Here is a 22,029-nt window from a genome sequence, read left to right as displayed (position 1 = left end):
TGCATACCTACACATACATGCACATGGCTTCTTACATGAAGGCTATGATGCTTTTTCAAGCTTCTCATTAAGCTGCACATGATTATCCAACAAAAATATCTTCATTTCTTCACTAAAATCAGCGATATACTTCATCTTACGATGATGCAATGCTAAAAGAAAGTCATCGCTTGCGATGTCTGTAATCGGGACTGAAGTATTTTCTGCATGTTCAGCCGCACTATTTTTTATCCTTTCTTCAAAAGCTTTTAGCTCTTCGAGTGAAAGCTTATCTGAAAAGGAATTGACAAATTCAATCATATGATCAAATAACTCCTGAAGAGAGAGTAAATATTTTTTTTCTTTCTCATCATTTGTATCATCAGCTAGTTGACCAAGGTATGCTTGAAATTTGGTGAATTCAGGACGAATGCTTGGCCAATTTTCTTGAGAATATTTGCTGTTCTCTCCTGTGAGTTCCTTAAGCTGACCAAGTAATTCGAATCTTTTTTGATTCATGCTGCGTATGTTTTGGACAATTTCGCTAACTTTTTTCATTTCTTCGGGTGTATCAAAGATTTTGAATAGGTTGAAGTCCTTTATTAATATAAATAATAAAACTTTCACTTCACGGTGAGTTAAAATAGGTTTAGATGAATTTGAATTATTGTTTTTAAGAAAGATTTCGATCAAAGGATCTGCAATGTCCATCTTTATCGCCTTAAGCATAAGGTCGTCATTGGTATTTAGTCGCAGAGCATTGGTAAATAATTTTCTATAAAAGGTGTTAACATTAAAGGAGTTCTTTTCCGATGCTTTCTGAATGAAATTGGCGATAGAGTTTGCAGTTGTAAAGTTTCTATTATTTTGGTAGTCATTGGACAATCTAACTTCAACAGCCTGATTAACCAATTCCATTGCATCCACTGCCTCAAAAAATGGAAGTGCTTCGCAAATATCTTCAAAAGAGCAGTTTTCATTAATTTTGGTCTTAACAATGTTGGAAAAATTTTTATATACATCAGGGTTTTTTCCAATCTCTGGACTTTTCATCAAAATTTCAATAGCTTTATCATAAGTGCCTGTTGCATTAAATTGTTTAATCATCTCTTCTGCTTGCTTAGATTGATTTTTTACATTTTTCTTTTGCCAAATCCAAGGGAGTGTCGCAGCCTTAATCACAAGACTGGAGATTGATATGACAGCAATAGGAAAAATTAAAACTGAAAAAAACACCGCAGCGACTCTAGCTGAGGTAGACGTCTCTTTGGAAGTCTGTGATAGAACATAGACTTTTTTTCCACCAAATGCCAAGCGACATGGAGTAGATAATTTGTCGAGAGCCGCTAGGGCAAAAGATTTATTTTTATAGTCATAGCTATTAAAAATTGAAAAAGTCATTAAAAAACCCTTTTAAGATAAATATATTTTTAAAAAAATGTAGCTATATTTTACATTTTCCTGACAAAAAAATCTAGTAAACCGTTTTTAAATATTTTTCGATCAAATTAAGTCATTTCTAAGCCATGTGCAGAAATGCACATGGCTGAATTTCTAAGAGAAGGCTTTATTAAAAGCCTCGAAATTTTTTGGATTTCGGGTATCGTGTTTAATTGCAAACACAACTTGCTTGAAATGGCCTCGAAATTCTGACTCATTTAAAACTTCCTTCCAAGCTTTAGCTTCAGCATGAGGGTCGTGACCAAACGCTCCGCAACCTGTTGCACTGAGTATAAGAACTTCTTGCTGCTTTTCTTTGGCAGTACGCAAAACGCCTCGCATATCAAGCTTGATCCGCTTTACGTATTCTTCTGAGCGGATATCTAAAAGGTCTTTTCTTTTGGCTTTAAAGTCTGAAAATTCAGATTCAGGATATTGTTTTCTGAAATCTGCAAAAGCATGCACGATGCTATTACATGTGATCAGCACATCAGTAGTGAAAAACGTGGTTTGATGAAAGTAATTTCCTCCCGGAGGAATATGCCACTGGTCATCATAGCCCATTCTTCCGTCACTTTCAATTCCTGAAACTGCCGCCAAAATACCAATTGCATCGCAATGGGTGATGATCATTTCTTCCTGAGCTTTATCCCCTTTTTGAAATCCGCCCCCAGTTCGATGTGCATTTGCCATATTGACCCATGCGATTTTTCGTGAATCAGGAACGATTTGAGCAAGTCTTTGAATAGCTGTCTGTGTATCTTCCTGGGTCACCTGAATGATTGTGGCAAAAGGGCCTGGTGTATGATCAAAATAGTCATCTGAAAATCCAGCCCAATCCCAAAGAGTTAATGAGTGCAAATTTGTCTCTAGTTCCTGAGCCTTGTTCAGCAACAAATCTTGGCGATGAGAGGGAATAAGTCTCCCATTCCAATAGATTTCATCTCGCGTGGCAATCGCATAGTTTCTAGCCCGAATAAGATGCAAAGTTGCTGTATCAGTAGGATTTCTAAGATCGTTTAAGCTCAGAGAATCAGTTAGCCTAAGAGCTAAATTTTGAAATTGTACATCGAGAATATCAAAGAGATAAAAGTCATTTGTTATTTGAATTTTTCTGGGGTAAGCATGGAAGAATTCTTGTTTATAATGCTCAATGCTTGAGATAGAATCATATAAATGTGTAAATCTGTTTTTAGAGCAATGCAGAGGGGAATGACGCAGATTTTTTGCAACAGGCATTTTTGCATACATGTCAGGATTGCGTTGTAAATTTCTAGCCAAAATAGGAGGAAAACTGCGTTGATCAGGATCCTTATATCCCCGCATTTGTTTATCTAAAAATTGGGCAATTTCTCCAATTTTTTCTTTTAGAATTGGATTTGGTTGCGCACTCATCCGATCAACAAATGCGTTAAATGAATCCGAGTTTGCAAAATCATGCTTGATACGTTCGATCCGCAAGTTTTGTCGGTGAGGTGTGCTGCCAAAATTTTTTTTATTGGAATCTAGAAAATCAAAAAGAGCCTTTTCAGATTTCTTAAACGGGGATAGGGGAAGCTGAACCTCATATTTTTTGAAGGTATTTTTGCCAATACCCGCTAGAAAAAGATTAAATTGTTCAATCGTTTTCTTATAAGAGTCTAAAAGCTCAGGATTCGGATTTCTTTGAAGATATGCACCCATATTTTTGATGAGTTTAACATCCTTTTTTACATGCACACCAAAAAGAAATCGTCTTAAGACATGTGAGTGCTTAGCAAGAGCCCAAAGTCCGCGTTGAAGGATATTCAAATCTTTAGGAGCTAAATGTTGTTTAATGATCGTTTTTTGAGCCTTGAGCTCAAAATTATTTAGAGGATCTAGTGTATTTTTGAATGTTTCAAGATTCCATCCTAAAGAACTGATAGAAACCACAGATTAAAATCTCCCATTTTTGACAAAAGTATAGCGATCACTGTATGCGTTCAGATGTTCGTCATCTTGCGCATCATAAAAATCTCGCGCTTTATTAATTTCTTCTTGTGAATATTGACCTTTCGGGATGCATCCAAAATCTTGGCTACCGACTAGAAAGAAAAGCTGATTTTGGTATTTTTCTTGATGTGCATTGTAAAAATTGATGATCCATGGATCAGGCCGCGAATTGACATACCATCCAATGTAAACTTTCTTTCCTGCTTCCAAACAGCGTAAATTGAAATCACACCATTTTTGCCTAAATTCATCAATCTGCTGTTGACTTTCCCAACTAAAGGAGACCTCTTTTTGAGCGCTTGATAAATTTTCTTTTTCTTTTAAATCTTCCTCACTCGGAATTCCGCAACTGAATTGAGGAATATCGACATTTTGCGCAAGATTTTGCCAAAATGAAGCGGGGATGGGACGGGCTCGATCTAGAAGCATTGCCGTCAGATCATTTGGAGAACATGACCGCCCATGGGTATCAATGAGCACATTCATAATGGACTTATTTTGGTTTAAAGCATGGAGCAATGGTTCGGGCCAAAATTGATCTGTACGGGTTTCTTGTTTTGAACGAGCCCTTCCTCCAAAACCAATAGTAAAAGCGATTTCTGAATGATGAGGAGTTTTTTCCAGGAACCATAAAAAAGCAGGAATATTTTTCTTAAAACAAATGACTTGTTCCCTAAAAAGATTTATCCCCCAATTTCGATTAATAGGGATAGGATCGAGAGGAATGTACTGTTCCTCAAATTTTTGTAAAACGTCAAAATAATAATTTTTTTGCGTTGGAGGGGTTTTCACTTCTTCAGCTTTTGGGAGAGGGGTGCTAGTGGGTAGAGACTCATCCAACGAAGAAAGCACATAGGTTTTTGGGACAAAGGAGTTGAACGTTTGAATGGCCCGATTATAGAGAGGAATTTGGGGTGAATCATTTAATACTTTAGCTTTAATTTTTTCTAAGTGATCATGTGAAACTTGATAGTCTACTGAAAAAAATAGGCGGCGTAAAAAAGCACTGTGTTTGGCAATCTTCCAAAGGGCGCGTTGCGCAAGATTTGGATTTTTTAAAGTCAAATCTCTGCGTATCCATGTTGCCCTTGCAGCAGGTGGATTTGCAAGTCCCTCTAGAACTTTTTGTATGTCACTTTCATTCCATTCTCTATTCGAAATTTTACTAACCATAAAAACCTCCATAATTTAGACTTATTATAACACAGGAAAAATAAAAGCTTCTACTAGAATGGTTTTACGGTTAATTGATTTAAAGGTTGGGGTCAGAAAATTTGTTTCTTGCTTTAAATTTTTGTTTTTGTTTACCTTTTCGCACAGCCTCGTAAAATTGGTATTCAAAAAAATTAAATTCACAAATGGAGCAGGCAATAAATGAGAAAGTTATTCTTATCGATCTTTTGTCTATTTAGCTTAGTGCAGTCTTTTGCATTTACATCAAATTTTTTATCCGAATTAGATGTATCCAATCGTTTTGTTATTCCGGCAGAAAAAGTTGATCAAATTACACATGAATTAAATATCAGCAAAGAAGAATTGATGTTGCGATTGATTTCAATCGCAAAACCTTTTGCACGGCCTTCTATTTCACATTTTCAAGTGGGAGCTGTGGGGTTAGGGAAAAATGGCAATCTGTACCTCGGAGTTAATTTAGAGTTTCCAGGGTTTCCTTTAAACCAAACCGTGCATGGAGAGCAATTTTTGATTGTGAATGCACGCAATCATGGAGAAGAGGGGTTGGTGGCGATCGCTGTTTCTGCTGCTCCTTGTGGACATTGCAGACAATTTTTAACCGAAATTGGTTCAGAGAAAATGCAAGTCTGGATTCTTAATCGTCCTCCTATGGAGCTAGCTGCTTTGCTTCCTGAATCTTTCGGTCCAAAAGATCTAGGTGTTTCTGGGGGATTAATGACTCAAGCAGAAAACAAATGTCTCGATGCAGATTGTTCGGTAAGAGCAAATGCAATTTTGGCAGCGAATAGTTCCTATGCGCCCTATAGCCAGGCATTTTCAGGGATCGCTATTCAGACACAGGATGGGAATATTTACCGAGGATCTTATTTGGAGAACGCAGCTTTTAATCCAAGCCTTTCCCCTTTTCAAGCAGCTTTGGTAGCGCTTTTGGCTGATATGCATAGTTATGATGATATCAAAGAAGTCATCTTGGTAGAAAAAGCTGATGCTGTGATTAGCCAAGTTGTCATGACAGAACTACTTCTGAAAAAAATCGCTCCACATGCAGTTTTCAAAGTTGAAAAAATAAACTAAGGAAAGAAGACCCCTCATTTTGAGGGGCTTATCTCTATTTGAGAAGTTTTTCTAGAAAGGGTTCAATCGCGATCTTGAGCTGTTCGGCTCTTTTGTCCCATGTGTGATCGCGCATGACGAGTTCTCTTCCCTGCTCACAGATTGCTTGACGCTTAGGTTCATCGGCAAGGATGGTATGAATTTTGTCGTTGACCTCATTCCAATGTTTTGATTGGTAGTAGAAAAGCTCTTTTCCATCTTTGAAGGTTTCACGTAAATAGGTGCTTTCACTTGTAATGGGAACGGCGCCGCAGCAGAGACTTGTAAAGACTCTTTCATGTGTTCCATCACGGAAGAAAGGCATGCTATTAAGGCTAATTTTACTTTTTCTCAGAATGTCAAACGATTGTGAAAAAGGAACAGACGGGTGGATGGTCACATTGGATTGATTGGCAAGATACTGCTGCCATCCTAATACGCCTACCGCGTTGTCTTGTGAAAGCTCTCCAAAAATATGGACAGGAACATCTTTGATTGAGCGGATGAGTTCAACCCGATCTTTTCCGCGTGTATACATATCAAGGTAGTAGAATAAAGTGGTAAAATCGACCCCTTCTGGATTGTAAGATGAGCGGTTCCAAGCATCTACAAGGGCATCAGCCAAAGAGATTTGATTATTGGAAAGCACAATGTCAATGGCATCGTCGAGCACAACATTCAGAGCATCTGGATTGCGCTGCCGCCAAGAGGCTCTTAAACTTTCGTAGTCATAGCAACTTCCAAGAAAGACGACATCGAATTCTTTTTTTTGCTCGGGTTCAGAGCCAAGCTCTTTTTCGACAGCATGTGGCCAAAAGAAAATTCTGTCAAAATTATATTCTTTCATCGAAGAGACATCATTTCGATCCACACATGAAAGAATGGAGTAGGGGCTACTTGTCAAGCTAACCGAGTAAATAGCAGGATCTACGAGAATAGAAAGGTGGGGTGTTTCTAATAGGTCCCACAAATAACGGTTCTGCGACAAGGGCATCATGCTATTGAACGAGCAAGTCAGGTGCGGGTCAAAACGTTGAATAGCTGAGATAATATCAGCTCCAATAGGTCCTTCATTGGCATCAATAATTTTTGTTTCAATATGATGGCGATTCAGTGCTTCTGCAAATTTTTGAGTAAAATGACGCTTAGATTCATAGAGGTTGTAATTTGTTAAAAGGCAAATTCTCGACAACATAATGACTCCTGAAAGGTTAATCTATATTTAAAAGGAATGTAACCGATTTGGATTTCGAGATAAAGGTTTTTCAGAAAATGGGCTTGTAGAGATGTTTGACTGAGTCGCAGGGGTTGAAATACTGTAGAGGAGAGCGATTCCCATCAAATTTGCGATTAAAGAGGTGCCTCCCTGGCTGAAAAGGGGAAGATTAAGACCTGTGCTGGGAACCAAGCCTGAAACAACGCCTAAATTTAAAAAAGCCTGAAAACAGATTAAAAATGTTACAGCAGATCCAAAATAAAACCCCACAAAATCTTGCGCTTGATTTGCAATGGCAAAGCCTAGATAGGCTAAAAACATGTAGAGCAAGATAAGGCCTAGCATACCAATAAAGCCGAATTCTTCCGCAAAAATGGCGGCAATGTAGTCATTTTGGGCTTCTGGAAGGTAGCTTAACTTTTGCCAGCTATTTCCAGGTCCTTTTCCAAATAGCTTTCCTGATCCTGCTGCAATTTTTGCTTGGTGAGGCTGGTGTCCTTTTCCTTGTAAATCAAAACTGGGATCTAAATAGACTTTTAGTCGAGCGGATACATAAGAAAGATGATAGGCAGAACCAATCGCAATGAGAGATAAACAGATAAGAGGAAGGGCCCAGTATTTAACGGGAATGCGTGTGACAAGGCAAAGCGCGATCAGTGTGAGTCCAATTACGGCAGCTGTTCCATTGTTGGGTTCGACTAAAATTAATAAAATCGGAATGGCACAGATTGTGGCTAATTTTAGGAGGTCTTTTAGGGAAAGAGCTTGCCGATCAAGGGCCATGAGTCTTTCGATAAAGAAGGCTGGAAGAATGTACTTGACAAACTCAGAAGGTTGAAAAGTTAGGCCTCCAATAGCTAACCAGCGGCGTGATCCATTGACTTCACGTCCTATCCCAGGAATTAAGGTGATCACCAAAAAAAAAGAGAATAATGCTAATAGAAGAGGGCTATATTTTAAAAAGCGGTGATAGCCAACTTTCCATACTCCAAAGGCAAGAGCAAACCCTGCGGTTGAATAAGCCATTTGACGGATTAAAGCTTGGTGGGTACTACGTTGGAGATCATGATCTAGAACTTCCGCAGAAGTTGTGCTAAAAATCATGATCAATCCAAATGTGAAAATCAGAGACGTGCAAAGGAGTAAAAGCAAGCGCATAAGTTAACGAACCCGCAGTTTATCCCCAACTTTTAAGTTTCGTGCTTTCTCTTCATCTAAATCATTCAAGATAAGTAGGTCTTCAAAACGGACCTGAAATTTTTTCGCAATTTTCCAAGGATTGTCACCGCGCTGAACGATGTAATAGGAGCTTTCATCACTCGCAGAGGAACTTGGCTTTTCTTGTGGTGCCGCAGGCTTAGGTGCTTCCATGATCGTTTCAATGGGGCGGGTTGCGGGAGGAATGCGTAGAGTCTGTCCCACATTCAATCGCTCACTAGAAAGACCATTTGCTTTCATAATCGCTTTGATGGTTGTGCCATGTGTACGTGCGATTTTTTCTAGGAAGTCTCCGCGCTTAACCTTAATTTCTGTGTAACCGTCGCTAGAAATGGTTGTTTGTGATTCATTTACAGGAAGAAGGGGCGTCGGTGTTTCTGCAAGCGCAATTTCGTGTGAAGGTGAGTCTACAAACGCTTTTATGGCATTGTCTACTTCATCTGTTGGGATTGTTTGCACATAAGAAATGTTAGAAGAAGCATAATGAGAGGGTTCCTCTTCCACTTTAGGAGCAACTGCTAACGGAAGCGAAGAAGGTGCGTAGGTTGAGGCATCATCGGGATGGATGGCCATCATAAATAAAATTGCGAGTAAACCCGAATTAATTAATACGGCAATGATGATAGTGTCTCTTCGATTCATTGCGTTTCCCCTTTAAGTGTTTTGAATACTAGCTAAAGCATTCACAGCTTCTCTAAATGTCTTTCCACGATGTGCATAATTTTCAAACATGTCATAACTTGCGCACCCTGGGGATAATAGCACATTATCTCCTGGATATGCAAGAGAGGATGCATGTTTTACAGCATCGTGCATATTTTGGCAGCGCACAACGTTAAAACTTTTTGATAAAGTGCGATCTAATTTTTCGCTTGCTTGCCCAATGACGCAAATGTGCTTCACTTTATTGGCAAAGGCAGAAATCCAAGGAGAAAAATCAGTTCCTTTATCGACCCCTCCAGCGATCAAAATGATGGGTCCTTCAATTGTTTCTATGGCTCGCATCACAGCATCGATATTGGTTCCTTTGCTGTCATTATAATATGAAACATCCTTGAAAATGGCGACTTTTTCAATTCGATGGGGAGGTGTGTTGAAGGTCGAAACTCCTTCCCAAAACAATGTTGCATCGATACCCATTTCTCGGCACAAACCATAAGCAGCCATCAAATTTTCTAGTCTATGACTTTTAGTCCCTCTATACTCTACAGGCAAAATGGAGTCAATATTTTTATTTAAAAATAGGTACTGCTGATCACTCATCAAATGACAGTTGTGGGAATAACCATAAAGATGACATGGGAAATTTGCTTGTAAAAACCCGTAATTTTGAAAGGCTTTTTCTTCCATGTAAAGCGGAGCCCCTTCTTTAATGCAAGATTTTATCTTCATTTTAGAGAGGGCATAATCTTCCATAGATGCGTAGCGATCTAGGTGATCAGGGGTAATGTTTAAAATGACTCCCATGTCGAGTTGGCGAGATTGAAGCGTATCGAGTTGAAAAGAGCTAAGCTCAACCACCAAAACAGTTTCGGAAGAACAAGTAATTTCTGCAGAAAGAGGCTCTCCTACATTTCCAACAGCTTTTGCAGGGATTCCTGCGTAATTTAAAAGATGAGTCAAGAGTAGAGTGACCGTTGTTTTCCCATTCGTTCCTGTTATGCCAATGAGCTTATTTCTGAGAGAGCGAAAGGCTAATTCTATCTCTCCTAAGATTTTGATGTTTTTGGCTTGGGCTAACTGAAGCACAGGATGAGTAAGAGGAACGCCAGGAGATGTCACGACCAGAAGGAATGTTTCTAGAGGAGGAAGATCTTTTTCGGCGACAAATTGAAGTCCTTGAGATTCCAGAATTTGGATGTCGGAACGTTTTCTCAACTTATCTTTATTTTGATCGATAGCCCAAACGAGTGCTTTTTGGGTCAGGAGAAAGCGTGCAGCGGCAAGACCACTAATGCCAAGTCCAACAATCAGAATCGGTTTATTGAAGTAGGTAGGTTGCATCGGGATTCATCTTATTGAAATTTTAAAGAAGCGATTCCTACAATAGCCAAAAGAAGACCCACAATCCAAAAACGGATCACAACTTTGGTTTCTGGCCAGCCCTTAAATTCGAAATGGTGGTGAAGAGGCGTGCATAAAAAGATCCGCTTTTTGTTGCGAAGTTTAAAGCTTCCCACCTGTAAAATGACAGAAAGCGTTTCTGCTACGAAAATGCCGCCGATGATACCTAACAACATTTCTTTTTTTAGTAAAATTGCACAAACACCTAGGATGCCACCTAAGGCTAGAGAACCTGTGTCTCCCATGAAAACTTGAGCTGGATAGCTATTGTACCATAGAAATCCTAAGCACGCCCCTGCTAAGGCAGATAAATAAATGGCAATTTCGCCACTTCCTTCAATATAAAGAATATTGAGGTAGCTGGCTAAATCAATATTGTTTGATACGAAGGCGATTAAAGCTAAACATCCGGCAACCATGATGAGACATCCAGCCGCGAGTCCATCTAAGCCATCGGTTAAATTGACGGCATTTGATGCACCTGTTACCACAAAAATCATAAATAAGGCAGCTAAGATAGTCATAAAGCCTGAAAATGTCAAAACAGGATCTTTAAAAAAGGGGATGTAAAAGCGTGTAGCGTATTCTTTCAAAGAAACCTGAGCAATCAGTTTTTCTTCTTGAGCATTCTTAGAAACAGTTTGTTCTTTCACGATAGGGGGATCAAACCACCGTTTAAATGGAGTTGCTGCATTTAATGTAGGGCTCAATAAATATAGAGGGAGTAATGCTGAAATAAGCACCTGGTAGAGAAATTTTTTTTTACTCGATAATCCCTTGCTATTTTTATATTTCAGTTTGAGGTAGTCATCCCATCCGCCTAAAAAACCTAAAAGGAGGGTTGTGATGATTAAAATAAGAGTAAAAATGTGCGTTAGCTTCATCCACAAAAGCAACGAAACAATCATGGAAAATAGGATCAAAAGCCCCCCCATAGTTGGGGTGTCTTTTTTTTTTTGATGTAACACGCCTAAATGGGGGCATTCGTCCGTGCGGATAGACTGTCCAATTTTTAGTTCGTAGAGTTTTTTTATGAAGCGTGGACCCAGAAAAATGCAAATAATCAGCGATGTGATGGCAGCAAGAATCATCCGGGTAGATGTATAAGTAAAAACCATGGGAATTTTAATTCCCAAAAATTCTCTAAAAAAATCGATGGTGAATAGCAGCATGTTGGGGCTCCGCTAAAAATACTCTAAAACTTTCCATAATTGTTTTTTATTAGAACCTTTCAATAAAACGACATCTCCAGGGAGAACATGCTGCTTAAGTTCGGCGATAACCTGTTCGAAAGTTAGCGTGAGATGAACAGGTTTGTTGTGTTTCTTCCATACCTCTTCAATAGGCAAGCAGCCATCCCCATAGCAGATCATTAGGTCGAGTTTGGCTAACGAAAGAATTCCTACTTCTCTATGGCAGGCTTCTGAAAAAGTTCCGAGTTCCACCATTTCACCAATGACACCAATTCTTTTGCCAGAAAATTGAAGGGGAGGAGGTAGTGCATCCAAAGCAGCTTTTACAGAAGTCAAGGCTGCATTATAACTATCGTTAATAAAAAGAATACCTTTTTTTATGACCTGTTCTAAGCGTCTTTCCGGAAGTGTCAGTGTAGGAATCACTTGCTGAATATCAGACCAGGTCATTCCAAGTGCTCGACAAGCAGAGATGGCTGCGAGAAAGTTATGTTGATTATGCTTTCCCAGAAAAGGCAAACGGGGCAATAAAGGACTTAATCCTTGCGAATCTCGAATTTGCAGATGTTGATCTTGTTCATGCAAGCAGTAATCGGCTTGTATGGAAAGGGTGGAAAAGGATTGTTTGCGGCAAGTTCCAGTTTCATGCAAAAGTGCATAAAAAGGAATTTCAGATGGAATAAGGCCTAGCATTGTTTTTGGATGTGTCAGGATTTCTCTTTTTGCATGTGCAATATTTTCTAGTGAGTGGACTCCAGCGACATGCACAAGTTCAAGGGCTGTGACAATGGCTATGTCAGGAGGGGCGATTTCAATGAGTTTTTGGATGTGGCCTTGAGCTGTCATCCCCATCTCTAAAATCAAAACATCTTCGTGTCCGTGATAGTGATTTAATATGCTCAGGGGGAGTCCAATCTGGGAATTTTGATTACCTGGAGAAAAAGCCACGGAGAAATGCTTTTGGAGAAGCTGAAAAAGTAAGTGTTTAGTGGTTGTTTTACCAACAGATCCCGTGATGGCGACAATTTTGACTTGCCGTTGTTTTAAATACTCTTGAGCTAATTTTTGTAGAGCTTCTAAAACATCGTCAACACCAAGGATGGGCATGTGAAAATTTGTTTTGTTTTGACGAAGAAAATCGTTTGAAACAATGGCAGCAGCGGCTCCTTTTTTTTCCACTTCATTTAAAAAATGATGTCCATCCGTTTTTTCACCTGGAAGCGCAATAAAAAGATCATTTTTTTGCAGCAAACGACTGTCCACGACAACAGAAGGTGTAAACGAATCAATTTCTGCAGGAAACACGGGACTATTTAAGATCTGACAAATTTCATGGAAGGTGAGTCTGTTTACAGACATAAAATCTCCTTGTAAAGCGTAGATTAATCGATTTTCTCACACAAAAGCAAGGTGTTGTTTGCAAAAATAGAGATGCGTTATGATGGATAAAAAATTAAATAAGGAAATGATTCATGCAACCTCCAAATTGTGCTGTTAATTTCTCAAATGCCTGATTGTGCACTTTTATTGAGACTGCATTTGGAGAAAAATTCTAGCGATTTTTTGAATTTTTCAGTGAAAAGCTGCCGCCTCACTCAGTATGAACCCGTGCTCAATGCGGATCAAGAAGTGCTCAAAGATAAGTTTGGATTTTCAGAATATAATGGGAGCGTGGTCCCAGAAATTGAAGAATTTTTTGTTTTACACACAAATTCTTCAAGCTTTTGCAGCGAAGATTCAGTGGATTGCTATCTATTGTAGTTAAAATAAGTGGGTTATGAATGGTTGATAAAATTAATGCTTTCATTTAGAATCAATTTTAAATTAATCAAAATATGAGCAGATAATGTCCCATACTAAAAAAACTTTCAGTTTGCCGATTGCAGGATTTCTGATTTCCTATCAAATTTTATTGCTTGCAAGCCTTCCCTTTTATTTCTATTTCATGCTTCCTTCGTTGGCGATGATTGCGGTTTCATTTGTTTTGCTTTATTTAACAGGGCTGAGCATTACAGGTGGATATCACCGTTTTTATTCTCATCGCTCATTTCGAACAGGAAAAACTTTAGAAGCCCTCATGTTGTTTTTTGGAACAATGGCAGGCCAGGGAAGTGCTTTACGGTGGGCTTTTGACCATCGTCGGCATCATGCGTACGTAGATACAGATGAAGATCCTTATTCCATCAATAAGGGATTTTGGTATGCACATTTTTTTTGGATGCTGCACAAACAGAAAGAAATTGATCCAAAAGTTGTTCCAGATCTTATTCGAAATAAATTGGTGATGTTCCAACATCACTTTTATCCAGCTTTAATGTTTGGAAGCAATATTTTGGTTTTTCTTTTAGTTGGATGGTTATTAGAGGATTTTTGGGGGGCGTTTTTTGTTGCTTGGTGGATTCGCTTTTTCTTATTACACCATTTTACTTGGTTCATTAATTCTCTTGCCCATACATGGGGAGACAAGCCGTTTTGCCAAGAGCAATCGGCGGTTAACAATTACATTTTAGCTTTATTGACTTTTGGAGAGGGATACCATAATTATCATCATGTCTTTGCACATGATTACAGAAATGGCATTCGATGGTATCACTTTGATCCTACAAAGTGGTTAATTAAAGGTCTCAGTTTTTTAGGTCTCACACATGAGTTAAAAACTGTCGATTCCTTTACCATTCAAAAGCGGATGATTCGGGAAAAGAAAAACCTTCTTCTCGAGCAAGTCAAAGAGTTGTGGTATGTCAAACGAGAAGAGATTGAGGCAAAGATTCATGAAATATCCGATCGAATCGAAACCGATATCCGAGTTTTAAACCAGTTGAAAGGGCAGTACTTAAAGATTAAGGAAACTACACCATCTTGTCGCGAACTCTTAAATGATTTACAAAACGAGATGAAGTGTTTGCACCAGCGCATGCAGGAAGATTGGAGAGCTTGGAAAAACTTGTGTTCATGCATCACACATTTAAAACCAATTGAGATATAATTTTTTTTAGTCTAACTCGGAATTTGGAACTTTCTTTCTTTTTTTTCTGAAATCACTTGACTGGATCGCACAAAGTCAGGTATAACCTGGTATTTACAAACGGTGGCATGGCCAAGTGGTAAGGCAGAAGCCTGCAAAGCTTCCATTCCCCAGTTCGAATCTGGGTGCCACCTTTTCTTTCCTCAAGTATTCCCTTATGCTTTATCTTATTGCAACTCCCATTGGAAATTTAGAAGATATCACGCTTCGCGCTTTGCGCTTGCTTAAAGAGTGTGATTTGATTCTGTGTGAAGATACACGTCAAAGCTCCATTTTACTTAAGCACTATGAAATTCAAAAGCCCCTTAAAAGTTTTCACAAATTTAATGAATCGGCGCAAGAGCAAGAAGTTTTAAGGGCTTTGCAAGAAGGCGTTAAAATGGCGATGATTTCAGATGCTGGAACTCCCTCAATCTCCGATCCAGGTAATCGCTTAGTTGAAAAATGTGTTGAAGAAGGGATTGAAGTCATTTCCATTCCAGGACCTTGTGCGGCGATAACAGCGTTAGCATGTTCCGGTTTACCTACCGATCTCTTTCAATTTTGTGGTTTTTTACCACGGAAAGCACAAGAATTGAAAAGAGCATTGCAAAAGATTCTCCAATACGAGGGAACCACTGTTTGCTATGAATCTCCCCACCGGCTTTTAGATTTTCTCCAAACCATGCATCTTTTAGCCCCTACTCGCTATCTGGTAGTGGCACGTGAGTTGACCAAGAAGTTTGAAGAAATTCGACGAGGCACAGCTCAAGATTTAATCACGCATTGGGAATCGCATCCTCTGAAAGGGGAAGTTGTTGTGATGATTAAGGGAGAAGCAGCAGACGATACTCAGCAGTGGGAGCAGATGTCTCCTCAAGAACACGTCCAATTTCTAGAAACTCAATATAGCCTATCTAAAAAAGAAGCCATCAAGCTAGCAGCTGAAATGCGTGGTATTCCTAAGCGTGATCTATATCGACTCTGTCTTTCTGATAGAGAAATTATCGATTGAGTCATAAATAATCATGCGATATGATTTATCTCTTTTATTTTGTTAGAGTTTAAAAAATGAAGCCTGAAGATTTAAAATCTCCTTTTCGTGAAGGGGAGCGTAAAGTTTTGATTCAAGATCGCGTGTGGTATATCCCTTTAAAAGGGCTATCAGAATCCGATCCGTTTCGTTTCCCTGGTTGGGAAGATCCTGCGTTGTTTGGCAATTCATCTCCTGTGTATGTGGAATACTGCAGTGGGAATGGAACATGGATTGCCGAAAAGGCGGCCGAAAATCCGTCTATTAACTGGGTCGCGGTCGAAAAGAAATTCGAACGTGTTCGAAAAATTTGGTCAAAGATTAAAAACCTGCAACTTCCCAATCTTATTGTGATTAGTGGTGAAGGATTACTCACAACAGAACGGTTTTTTCCGCAAGAAAGCGTGGAAGCTGTTTACGTTAATTTTCCTGATCCTTGGCCCAAAAAACGGCATGCCAAAAATCGCATCATTCAACCTATATTTGTACAGCAAATCGCGCGCATTTTAAAGCCATCAGGCTCTTTAACACTTGTGACAGATTCACTAGAATATTCTGCTCAGATGATTGAAGTTGTCAATGGTTCCGTAGATTTTAGCTCTTATTTCCCCGCACCTTACTATAGTGAAGACGTGCAAAACTATGGAAGCTCTTATTTTGAACAATTGTGGAAAGAGCAGGGGCGTATCATCCGTTATCACCAGTTTCAGAAAAAGATCATGGAGGAAGCCTGCTCGTTTTAAAGTGGAAAGATATGGAAAATCAACAAATTAAAATTTACAAACCCATGGTCCTTTTTTCTGAGATTCCTGCAGGATATCAAGCTGTTTTGATCTCATTGGATGGAACTGTCAAAGGGAATTTAGATTGGAAGAAAGAGAAGGAATGGGCATCTCAATGTATTGAAAATGGATTTTCTATTCTTTGGGAAATTAAACTAGGTTTGTTTTCTGCGCTTTTAAAACCCATATCTCATAAAACACAGTTTTTATCACTCGGTTTATCTTTAGAGCATTTTTTGCAAGGCCCTTGGACAGAATTTCATGCGCATAGTCTCGGGCTTTGTCTTTACCAGGGGAATGCTGATTTTAGTCAAAATTTTCCATGGGAAGCTGAACATATCGCACATTTTCAAAACTGGTTACAAGATCTGTACGGTGACGTTGAAAAGTTGGAGCAAGATACTGGCATAGCCGTTCATTCATTTGTAGAGGTCGATCCTTTACACGGTACTCTCAATTCTTTACGAGCGCTCTTTTGTCGCGATTTGGCTGCAGACTATGTGGACTTATTAGCGGGGCACATGTCTCAAGTTCTGCCCCTTTTCCTTTTAATGGATGCGACATCTGTTCAATGTCCTGGTCTGCAAATGCAGCTATTGTTAAAAGATCGTTTTCCTCGTTTTGAATTAGGTGTTCGAGGATCGCGCATTGGAAATCCGATGATGAGCTGGGATGGGGAAGCCTTTCATTATCCCACCAGTCCAGAAAAAGAAAAGATGGCCGTCTGCTTGCCCGTGTTAAAGCATAGTCAACCTATTCATTTTCAACAATTAAGCAAAGCTGTAGAGCTTTTAAATGCGCAAGGTCATCCTTTCCGGATGATTTCTGAGCATAACATGACCCATGAATGGGACGAGTTGGATATGCTCTTCGTATTGCCTGATTGTTTGAGCGGAGAAGGAAAGCGCAAGCTCATGGGATTTTGTGCTGCAGGAGGACAAGTTGTTTCCCTAGGAAATCGTTTAGGGATACCTGACGAGCTTTCATTTGAAGAGTGGAAAGCGTTGCATAGCTAGAAATGGTAGCTCTGCATGCAATGGATTAGACAAGTCTGTCATCATCCTCTTTCAAAACTCCTCTTTCTCCCGTTTCTCCATTCGCTCTCTTTCAATTGCTTGCAGCAACCGATGGTTGAAGCCAAGGTTTGAATACTCTAAAAATGTCAGCCAGTTTCGCTAATAATTCGTCATGATTTTGAACCTTCTTCGGCCTGTCTCAGCAGTTAAAGTTTCCATACAATTCGCATTGCGCTTGCATCTTTTTTAAAAAGTTGATATTTCTCTGCTTCAAACGTTATAAAAGGTTTATATATATGACAAGTTCAATCTCAACAGATAAACAACCTTGGGAATTATACCAACAAATTGAGGCGACTGTTTTGTCCAGGTGCGAACAGCATAAGGTCCATAAGGGGTCAAAAATACATCAAGCGCTTCAGCGTCTCTATGAAGCGGTATTAATTAAACACAATTTGGAAGAAACGGATCATAAACAAAGCAAGAAATTTTTTTTGATCACGGTTGACTCTTGTGCTGTTAAAAAGATGAAATTTTCAACAATCAGTGAAATGATTCATGCGCGAATTCCCGAATGGGAAGACGCGATAGAATCGACTCCAGCAACTCCGGATGGGATGGGGGACTGGCATGGTGGAACTGATGGGCGAGAAGCAGGGTATTATCATAAATATTCTCTAGACAGAGAGCTTATAAAAAGGTTTGGACAGGACTATTTCACAATAGAAACTATTTTAAATACTACACCTTTAGAGGCATGGAAGATATACAAAACTGTTGAAAAAGTTGTTTTGGTAGAGCGTGATAGACTTGCATCAAGTTCAGCTTCACAGAGAACTTCTCAAGAAAAAGTGGAGGAGATTAATCAAGCCCTTACACGATTATGTCAGGCTGTGCTATGCAAATATCAACTCGAAAAACCTGCTGATTGTACCTTCCAATTCAAAGCAAAGATTGAGCAAGACCATCTTGTAAAGATTGATCTTTATTCGAACAATTCAATGCTTGATGCTAAAATCCAAGAAGTGGGATATCCAAAATCACTATCTCTTCGTGAAGTACTTAATATCGCAAGATCTAATTTTTTTAATTTATCTTGTTTCGAAGGAATGGGACCTCTATGGGGAAAGACAAGAGCCCTGGAAAATGTTGAGGCAGCCTTGAAAGATATATGAAAGACAGAAAAATATAATTGCTAATTTGCTTTAAAAGATTATTGATGTGCATGTTGTAAGCTAAACATGGGTACTATAATGACAACTGGGTCAAGTCCTGTTTGAATATGTTTTTCTGGTAAGTAACCATTTCTTACTGCTGGAGATTGATGGGTAGATTCCTTCGACTGTTTGTAAAGCTCAAGATACTCTTATACTTCAAATTCAATAGCTTGCTGTAACAATTTTTGAGCTCCTTTTCGAAAAATTTCTTCGAGAGAATTATTTTTGTTCATTTGTTGATGGCATTTTTTTCTAAAGAAAAGCGAAAATTTTCCATGAGCGCATTCCCATTTAGTTTTTGTGATAAAAAACATTTTAAGGATGCGCTCTTTTTTTTTCATCTCATACACAACCTTTGATCATATCTCTTTTCATTCTTTAGATAATCGTAGAACTAAAATCAAAAGGGACATAATGACTAATTGGCTATCTGGTTCTTGGTATATTGTCGATTACGAAGTCGAAGTTATAATTACCTTCAAAAATAAAGAACATAAAATGGCGTTAGCAGAAAAACTAGATAAAGAAGTTCTTCTGAATGGGATGGTGAATTTGCGGATCAACATACGTTGGCAGTCGCAAATCAAGCAAGTCTTGGACAATTGTGAGAACAGTGAGCCAATCATATAACCTAAACCATTCAACCACTATGGATAAGATGACAAGGCATTTATAGTTAAAAATGCTGTTGGAATTTAATGAACTTTGATGGTAGAAATGGAGGGCCATTACAAACTAGTGCACAATTATTATTAAAGTTTTATATTAAAGGAGCAAAACTATGACTTTGGTATTAGAAAGATTCGAAGCATTAGATCCAATAGTCAAATGTAATTTACAGCAACATTTCCTAAATCTTCGTCGTCAAGCAAAAGCACCCGATGCACTTATAATTGGAACAGCTGAGCAACTTGGTGTAGCAAATAAAATTTCATCTAGTGATAAAGTTGCTGAGTGTTTTTGTAAGGATGGAACTCCACGTTGTTATCCAAATCTTCCTGCAGGCAGCCATTTAGTTGCTTTTGCTGAACGATTGTTAAAGGTTCAGGTAGAGGTTCAGGTATTTGTTGTTTATACTTTAGAACAAATGATTCAAATGCAAAAACACGCAAATTCTGGATTCGTAAATCGTGTTTATTGGCGTATCTTAGAGATATCAAAAGAAGTTGAATCTGATGTGTTGAAAAAAACATGACGATTCACCCGTTAGTTAAACGGTTAATATTGAACCGTTTAACTTTTTTTGCTGTAGTTACAAAAATTTAGAAGACCTATTTGTTAGTACAAATGAAGAATTTAAGATGCTTAATTTATCCGATTATGAAAAACAATCGAGAGGGCTACCTGCTCAAAATGAATTTCAAATAGCGATAGCTCCAGTTGGCTGATGCTTCTACTTTCTTGAGGGAAACAAGTAAAGTTGGAACTGTGGTCGGTTTGATCTGTTCAGTGGCTAGTTTAGTTTTCAATTTTGATCCAACTCTTGCTTTTGTTTGGATAGCTGTTTGTGGGATTTCTTGGCTTCTTACTAGAACATGTGCTCAAAAGCTAGAGCCTAAAGCTCAACATATGATACGGCATTTTATGGAATACGAGATGGAAAGCCAATCTAACATTTTAAGGAGTAATGACGCATTATAGGGGCGGGTTAACTCGAATCAATTGCACAAAAGCATAAGCCATGCGAGACTGTTCATATTTCGAAATTTTCTGAATAATAGGTTCAAATATTGCGATCCTTTTATGCCTGGGAGACCATCGATCAAGATGTTCATTTGCAGGCTCAAGAGTCGCTTCAATCAGTCATCCATTCATTTTCTTTTGCTAATGCCTTAATCTGCATGTTGCCAAGAATGTGGTGCTTAGCTAGAGAGTCGAACCAGAAACATCTTTGAGAGAGCTGAATGTTCTTTCTTGATCAAAATACACTGAATCCGCATGGTAAATGATACATCCATCTTTACTAAATCGGAGCATTTATCATGGTGTCTGCAAATCCACAAACCATTCACAAGCTACCTTTTAATCAATTAGGAAGTGTCAATCGTTTAAAAAAGCTTGCAGAAGACCCTCTAGATCTACGTAAAGAAGGTGTTTTAACTCCGACAAGGTTGTCTAAATTCTGTGCAGAAGCCGCTGGTTACAAGTTTTTATATGGAACCGAAAAAGTCACCGAAGAAACGATACATACACTCTTTGAACTCGCTCAAGAAAGAAAAGTATTGGAAGAGATGCAAAAAATGCAATCAGGGGAGATTGTGAATAAAATTGAAGGCTATCCCTCTGAAAATCGTTCTGCTTTGCATACTGCGACGCGAGATTTCTTTGAAGATCCCCAAAAAGGGGTGCGTGCTGCCGAAGCCGCGGCTCTAGCTCGCAAAGAAGTTGATAAGCTGAAGCTATTCATGGAGAAACTGGACAAAGAGAATCGTTTTACAGATTTAATTGTGATCGGAATTGGGGGATCAGATTTAGGCCCAAAAGCTCTTTACTTAGCATTGCAATATTTGCAGAAAAAAGATCGCCATATCCATTTTATCTGTAATATAGATCCAGATGACGCCTCAATTGCTTTGCGCGATGTGGATTTAAAAAAGAGTTTAGTTTTAGTTGTTTCTAAATCAGGAACAACACTTGAAACATTGACCAACGAGGAGCTTGTACGTGCACGTTTCCAAAAGCAAGGGATCAAATCGGAAGAGCACTTTATCTCTGTCACTATTCCGGGAAGTCCTTTAAATGATCCAAAAAAATACCTAGAATCTTTCCATATGTGGGATTGGATCGGCGGACGCTATTCAGCTACCTCCATGGGAGGAGGCGTGCTTCTTTCCTTCATGTTCGGATTTGATGCATATTGGGAATTATTGCGTGGGGCAAATGCTATGGATAAAGTGGCGCTCAGCAAAGATCTCAGCAATAACCTGCCTTTGTTAGGAGCTTTATTTGCCATTTGGAATCACAATTTTCTGAATTATCCTACAATGGCGCTTATCCCTTACGCTCAGCCTCTTTCCCGTTTTTCAGCACATATCCAGCAAGTTGAAATGGAATCCAATGGCAAAAGAGTCGATCGCAATGGCATTCCTGTTGATTTTCAAACCTGTCCTGTTATTTGGGGAGAGCCAGGAACAAGCGCTCAACATTCTTTCTTTCAACTCATCCATCAAGGCACTTCCACCATTCCATTAGAATTTATTGGTTTTAAAGAGGGGCAAATGGAAGATTTTGCGTTTAAAGGAACTTCTTCTCACGAGAAACTGTTGTCTAATTTATTTGCACAGGCTTTAGGATTAGCTTTAGGACAAAATAACGAAAATCCGAATAAAGTTTTTCCTGGGAATACACCCTCTCACATCTTACTTGGAAAAGCTCTGAATCCTCATTCTCTAGGAGCTTTACTGAGTTATTACGAACATAAAGTGGCTTTTCAAGGGTTCATCTGGAACATTAATTCTTTTGACCAGGAAGGTGTGCAACTCGGAAAAGTATTAGCTAATCAGATCATCGAGTGCTTTGCAGCTAAAAAAGAGTCGACTAAAACACCGAAACAGTCTTATCCTCTTGGGGAAGCTTTTCTAAAACATCTAGATGCGTTTAATTGATT

Annotated in this window: 19 protein-coding genes, 1 tRNA gene and 1 pseudogene; 11 read left to right on the top strand and 10 right to left on the bottom strand. The window is 38.9% G+C overall.

Going from position 1 to position 22,029, the window contains the following annotated elements; all coding sequences use genetic code 11:
• Positions 1-42 precede the first annotated feature (42 nt).
• The 3 genes from AOM43_RS01535 to AOM43_RS01525 form a co-directional block, all read right to left on the bottom strand.
• A complete protein-coding gene (locus tag AOM43_RS01535) occupies positions 43-1,380 on the bottom strand; it encodes a hypothetical protein (protein WP_059358746.1) in 1,338 nt (445 codons plus the stop codon).
• Positions 1,381-1,533: 153 nt separating this feature from the next.
• A complete protein-coding gene (locus AOM43_RS01530) occupies positions 1,534-3,333 on the bottom strand; it encodes a TIGR02452 family protein (RefSeq protein ID WP_059358744.1) in 1,800 nt (599 codons plus the stop codon).
• A gap of 3 nt (positions 3,334-3,336) precedes the next feature.
• A complete protein-coding gene (locus tag AOM43_RS01525; RefSeq protein WP_226987355.1) occupies positions 3,337-4,566 on the bottom strand; it encodes a hypothetical protein in 1,230 nt (409 codons plus the stop codon).
• A 201-nt stretch (positions 4,567-4,767) separates the two neighbouring features.
• Between AOM43_RS01525 and cdd the strand changes: the two genes are divergently transcribed.
• Positions 4,768-5,661 carry a cytidine deaminase gene (gene cdd, locus AOM43_RS01520; RefSeq protein WP_059358739.1) on the top strand — a complete coding sequence of 298 codons (894 nt, stop codon included), beginning with the start codon at positions 4,768-4,770 and terminating at the stop codon, positions 5,659-5,661.
• Positions 5,662-5,695: 34 nt separating this feature from the next.
• Here the strand turns inward: cdd and AOM43_RS01515 are convergent, their stop codons facing one another.
• Genes AOM43_RS01515 through AOM43_RS01490 form a run of 6 tightly spaced genes read right to left on the bottom strand, consistent with a single transcriptional unit; the run spans position 5,696 to position 12,729 of the window.
• Positions 5,696-6,874, bottom strand: coding sequence for a glycosyltransferase family protein (locus AOM43_RS01515; protein WP_006341827.1), 1,179 nt, complete (start codon positions 6,872-6,874; stop codon positions 5,696-5,698).
• Between the two features lie 27 nt (positions 6,875-6,901).
• A complete protein-coding gene (gene ftsW / locus AOM43_RS01510; protein ID WP_013924621.1) occupies positions 6,902-8,053 on the bottom strand; it encodes a putative lipid II flippase FtsW in 1,152 nt (383 codons plus the stop codon).
• Positions 8,054-8,056: 3 nt separating this feature from the next.
• Entirely contained in the window at positions 8,057-8,755 is a 699-nt protein-coding gene (locus AOM43_RS01505; RefSeq protein ID WP_006341825.1) for a muramidase family protein, read from the bottom strand.
• A 12-nt stretch (positions 8,756-8,767) separates the two neighbouring features.
• Positions 8,768-10,117, bottom strand: coding sequence for a UDP-N-acetylmuramoyl-L-alanine--D-glutamate ligase (gene murD, locus AOM43_RS01500; protein WP_059358736.1), 1,350 nt, complete (start codon positions 10,115-10,117; stop codon positions 8,768-8,770).
• Positions 10,118-10,128: 11 nt separating this feature from the next.
• Positions 10,129-11,349 carry a phospho-N-acetylmuramoyl-pentapeptide-transferase gene (mraY, locus tag AOM43_RS01495; RefSeq protein WP_013924624.1) on the bottom strand — a complete coding sequence of 407 codons (1,221 nt, stop codon included), beginning with the start codon at positions 11,347-11,349 and terminating at the stop codon, positions 10,129-10,131.
• Positions 11,350-11,361: 12 nt separating this feature from the next.
• Complete coding sequence (locus tag AOM43_RS01490) at positions 11,362-12,729, bottom strand: UDP-N-acetylmuramoyl-tripeptide--D-alanyl-D-alanine ligase (RefSeq protein WP_013924625.1); 1,368 nt, start codon at positions 12,727-12,729, stop codon at positions 11,362-11,364.
• 216 nt (positions 12,730-12,945) lie between these two features.
• On the opposite strand from AOM43_RS01490, the gene AOM43_RS01485 reads away from it, so the two are divergent.
• The 7 genes from AOM43_RS01485 to AOM43_RS01455 all read left to right on the top strand — a co-directional run bounded on the left by AOM43_RS01485 (position 12,946) and on the right by AOM43_RS01455 (position 18,380).
• Positions 12,946-13,131: a hypothetical protein gene (locus tag AOM43_RS01485; protein ID WP_226987354.1), complete on the top strand. Its 186-nt coding sequence runs from the start codon at positions 12,946-12,948 to the stop codon at positions 13,129-13,131.
• Positions 13,132-13,216: 85 nt separating this feature from the next.
• Positions 13,217-14,356: an acyl-CoA desaturase gene (locus tag AOM43_RS01480; RefSeq protein ID WP_059358733.1), complete on the top strand. Its 1,140-nt coding sequence runs from the start codon at positions 13,217-13,219 to the stop codon at positions 14,354-14,356.
• Positions 14,357-14,457: 101 nt separating this feature from the next.
• Positions 14,458-14,529, top strand: a tRNA-Cys gene (locus AOM43_RS01475).
• A 23-nt stretch (positions 14,530-14,552) separates the two neighbouring features.
• Positions 14,553-15,389, top strand: coding sequence for a 16S rRNA (cytidine(1402)-2'-O)-methyltransferase (rsmI, locus tag AOM43_RS01470; protein ID WP_059358732.1), 837 nt, complete (start codon positions 14,553-14,555; stop codon positions 15,387-15,389).
• 56 nt (positions 15,390-15,445) lie between these two features.
• Positions 15,446-16,150 carry a tRNA (guanine(46)-N(7))-methyltransferase TrmB gene (trmB, locus tag AOM43_RS01465; protein WP_006341818.1) on the top strand — a complete coding sequence of 235 codons (705 nt, stop codon included), beginning with the start codon at positions 15,446-15,448 and terminating at the stop codon, positions 16,148-16,150.
• 11 nt (positions 16,151-16,161) lie between these two features.
• Positions 16,162-17,205, top strand: a complete 1,044-nt coding sequence (locus tag AOM43_RS01460; RefSeq protein ID WP_059358731.1) for a hypothetical protein — start codon at positions 16,162-16,164, stop codon at positions 17,203-17,205.
• A gap of 296 nt (positions 17,206-17,501) precedes the next feature.
• Positions 17,502-18,380: a hypothetical protein gene (locus tag AOM43_RS01455; RefSeq protein WP_059358730.1), complete on the top strand. Its 879-nt coding sequence runs from the start codon at positions 17,502-17,504 to the stop codon at positions 18,378-18,380.
• Positions 18,381-18,448: 68 nt separating this feature from the next.
• Here the strand turns inward: AOM43_RS01455 and AOM43_RS12900 are convergent.
• Positions 18,449-18,699, bottom strand: a pseudogene (locus AOM43_RS12900) (IS256 family transposase); the annotation flags it as partial.
• 137 nt (positions 18,700-18,836) lie between these two features.
• On the opposite strand from AOM43_RS12900, the gene AOM43_RS01445 reads away from it, so the two are divergent.
• The 3 genes from AOM43_RS01445 to AOM43_RS01435 all read left to right on the top strand — a co-directional run bounded on the left by AOM43_RS01445 (position 18,837) and on the right by AOM43_RS01435 (position 22,027).
• On the top strand, positions 18,837-19,052 hold the full coding sequence (locus AOM43_RS01445) for a hypothetical protein (protein ID WP_059358728.1): 216 nt from the start codon (positions 18,837-18,839) through the stop codon (positions 19,050-19,052).
• A gap of 151 nt (positions 19,053-19,203) precedes the next feature.
• On the top strand, positions 19,204-19,617 hold the full coding sequence (locus AOM43_RS01440) for a hypothetical protein (RefSeq protein WP_013924633.1): 414 nt from the start codon (positions 19,204-19,206) through the stop codon (positions 19,615-19,617).
• Between the two features lie 787 nt (positions 19,618-20,404).
• The gene (locus AOM43_RS01435) at positions 20,405-22,027 is read left to right on the top strand and encodes a glucose-6-phosphate isomerase (RefSeq protein WP_006339956.1); all 1,623 of its coding nucleotides are present in this window, start codon (positions 20,405-20,407) and stop codon (positions 22,025-22,027) included.
• Positions 22,028-22,029 lie beyond the last annotated feature (2 nt).

The sequence above is a fragment of the Parachlamydia acanthamoebae genome (assembly GCF_000875975.1).
In the GTDB taxonomy this organism is placed as follows: domain Bacteria; phylum Chlamydiota; class Chlamydiia; order Chlamydiales; family Parachlamydiaceae; genus Parachlamydia; species Parachlamydia acanthamoebae.
The sequence above is the reverse complement of the archived record's forward strand: the minus strand, read 5'-3'. Positions and strand labels throughout refer to the sequence as shown.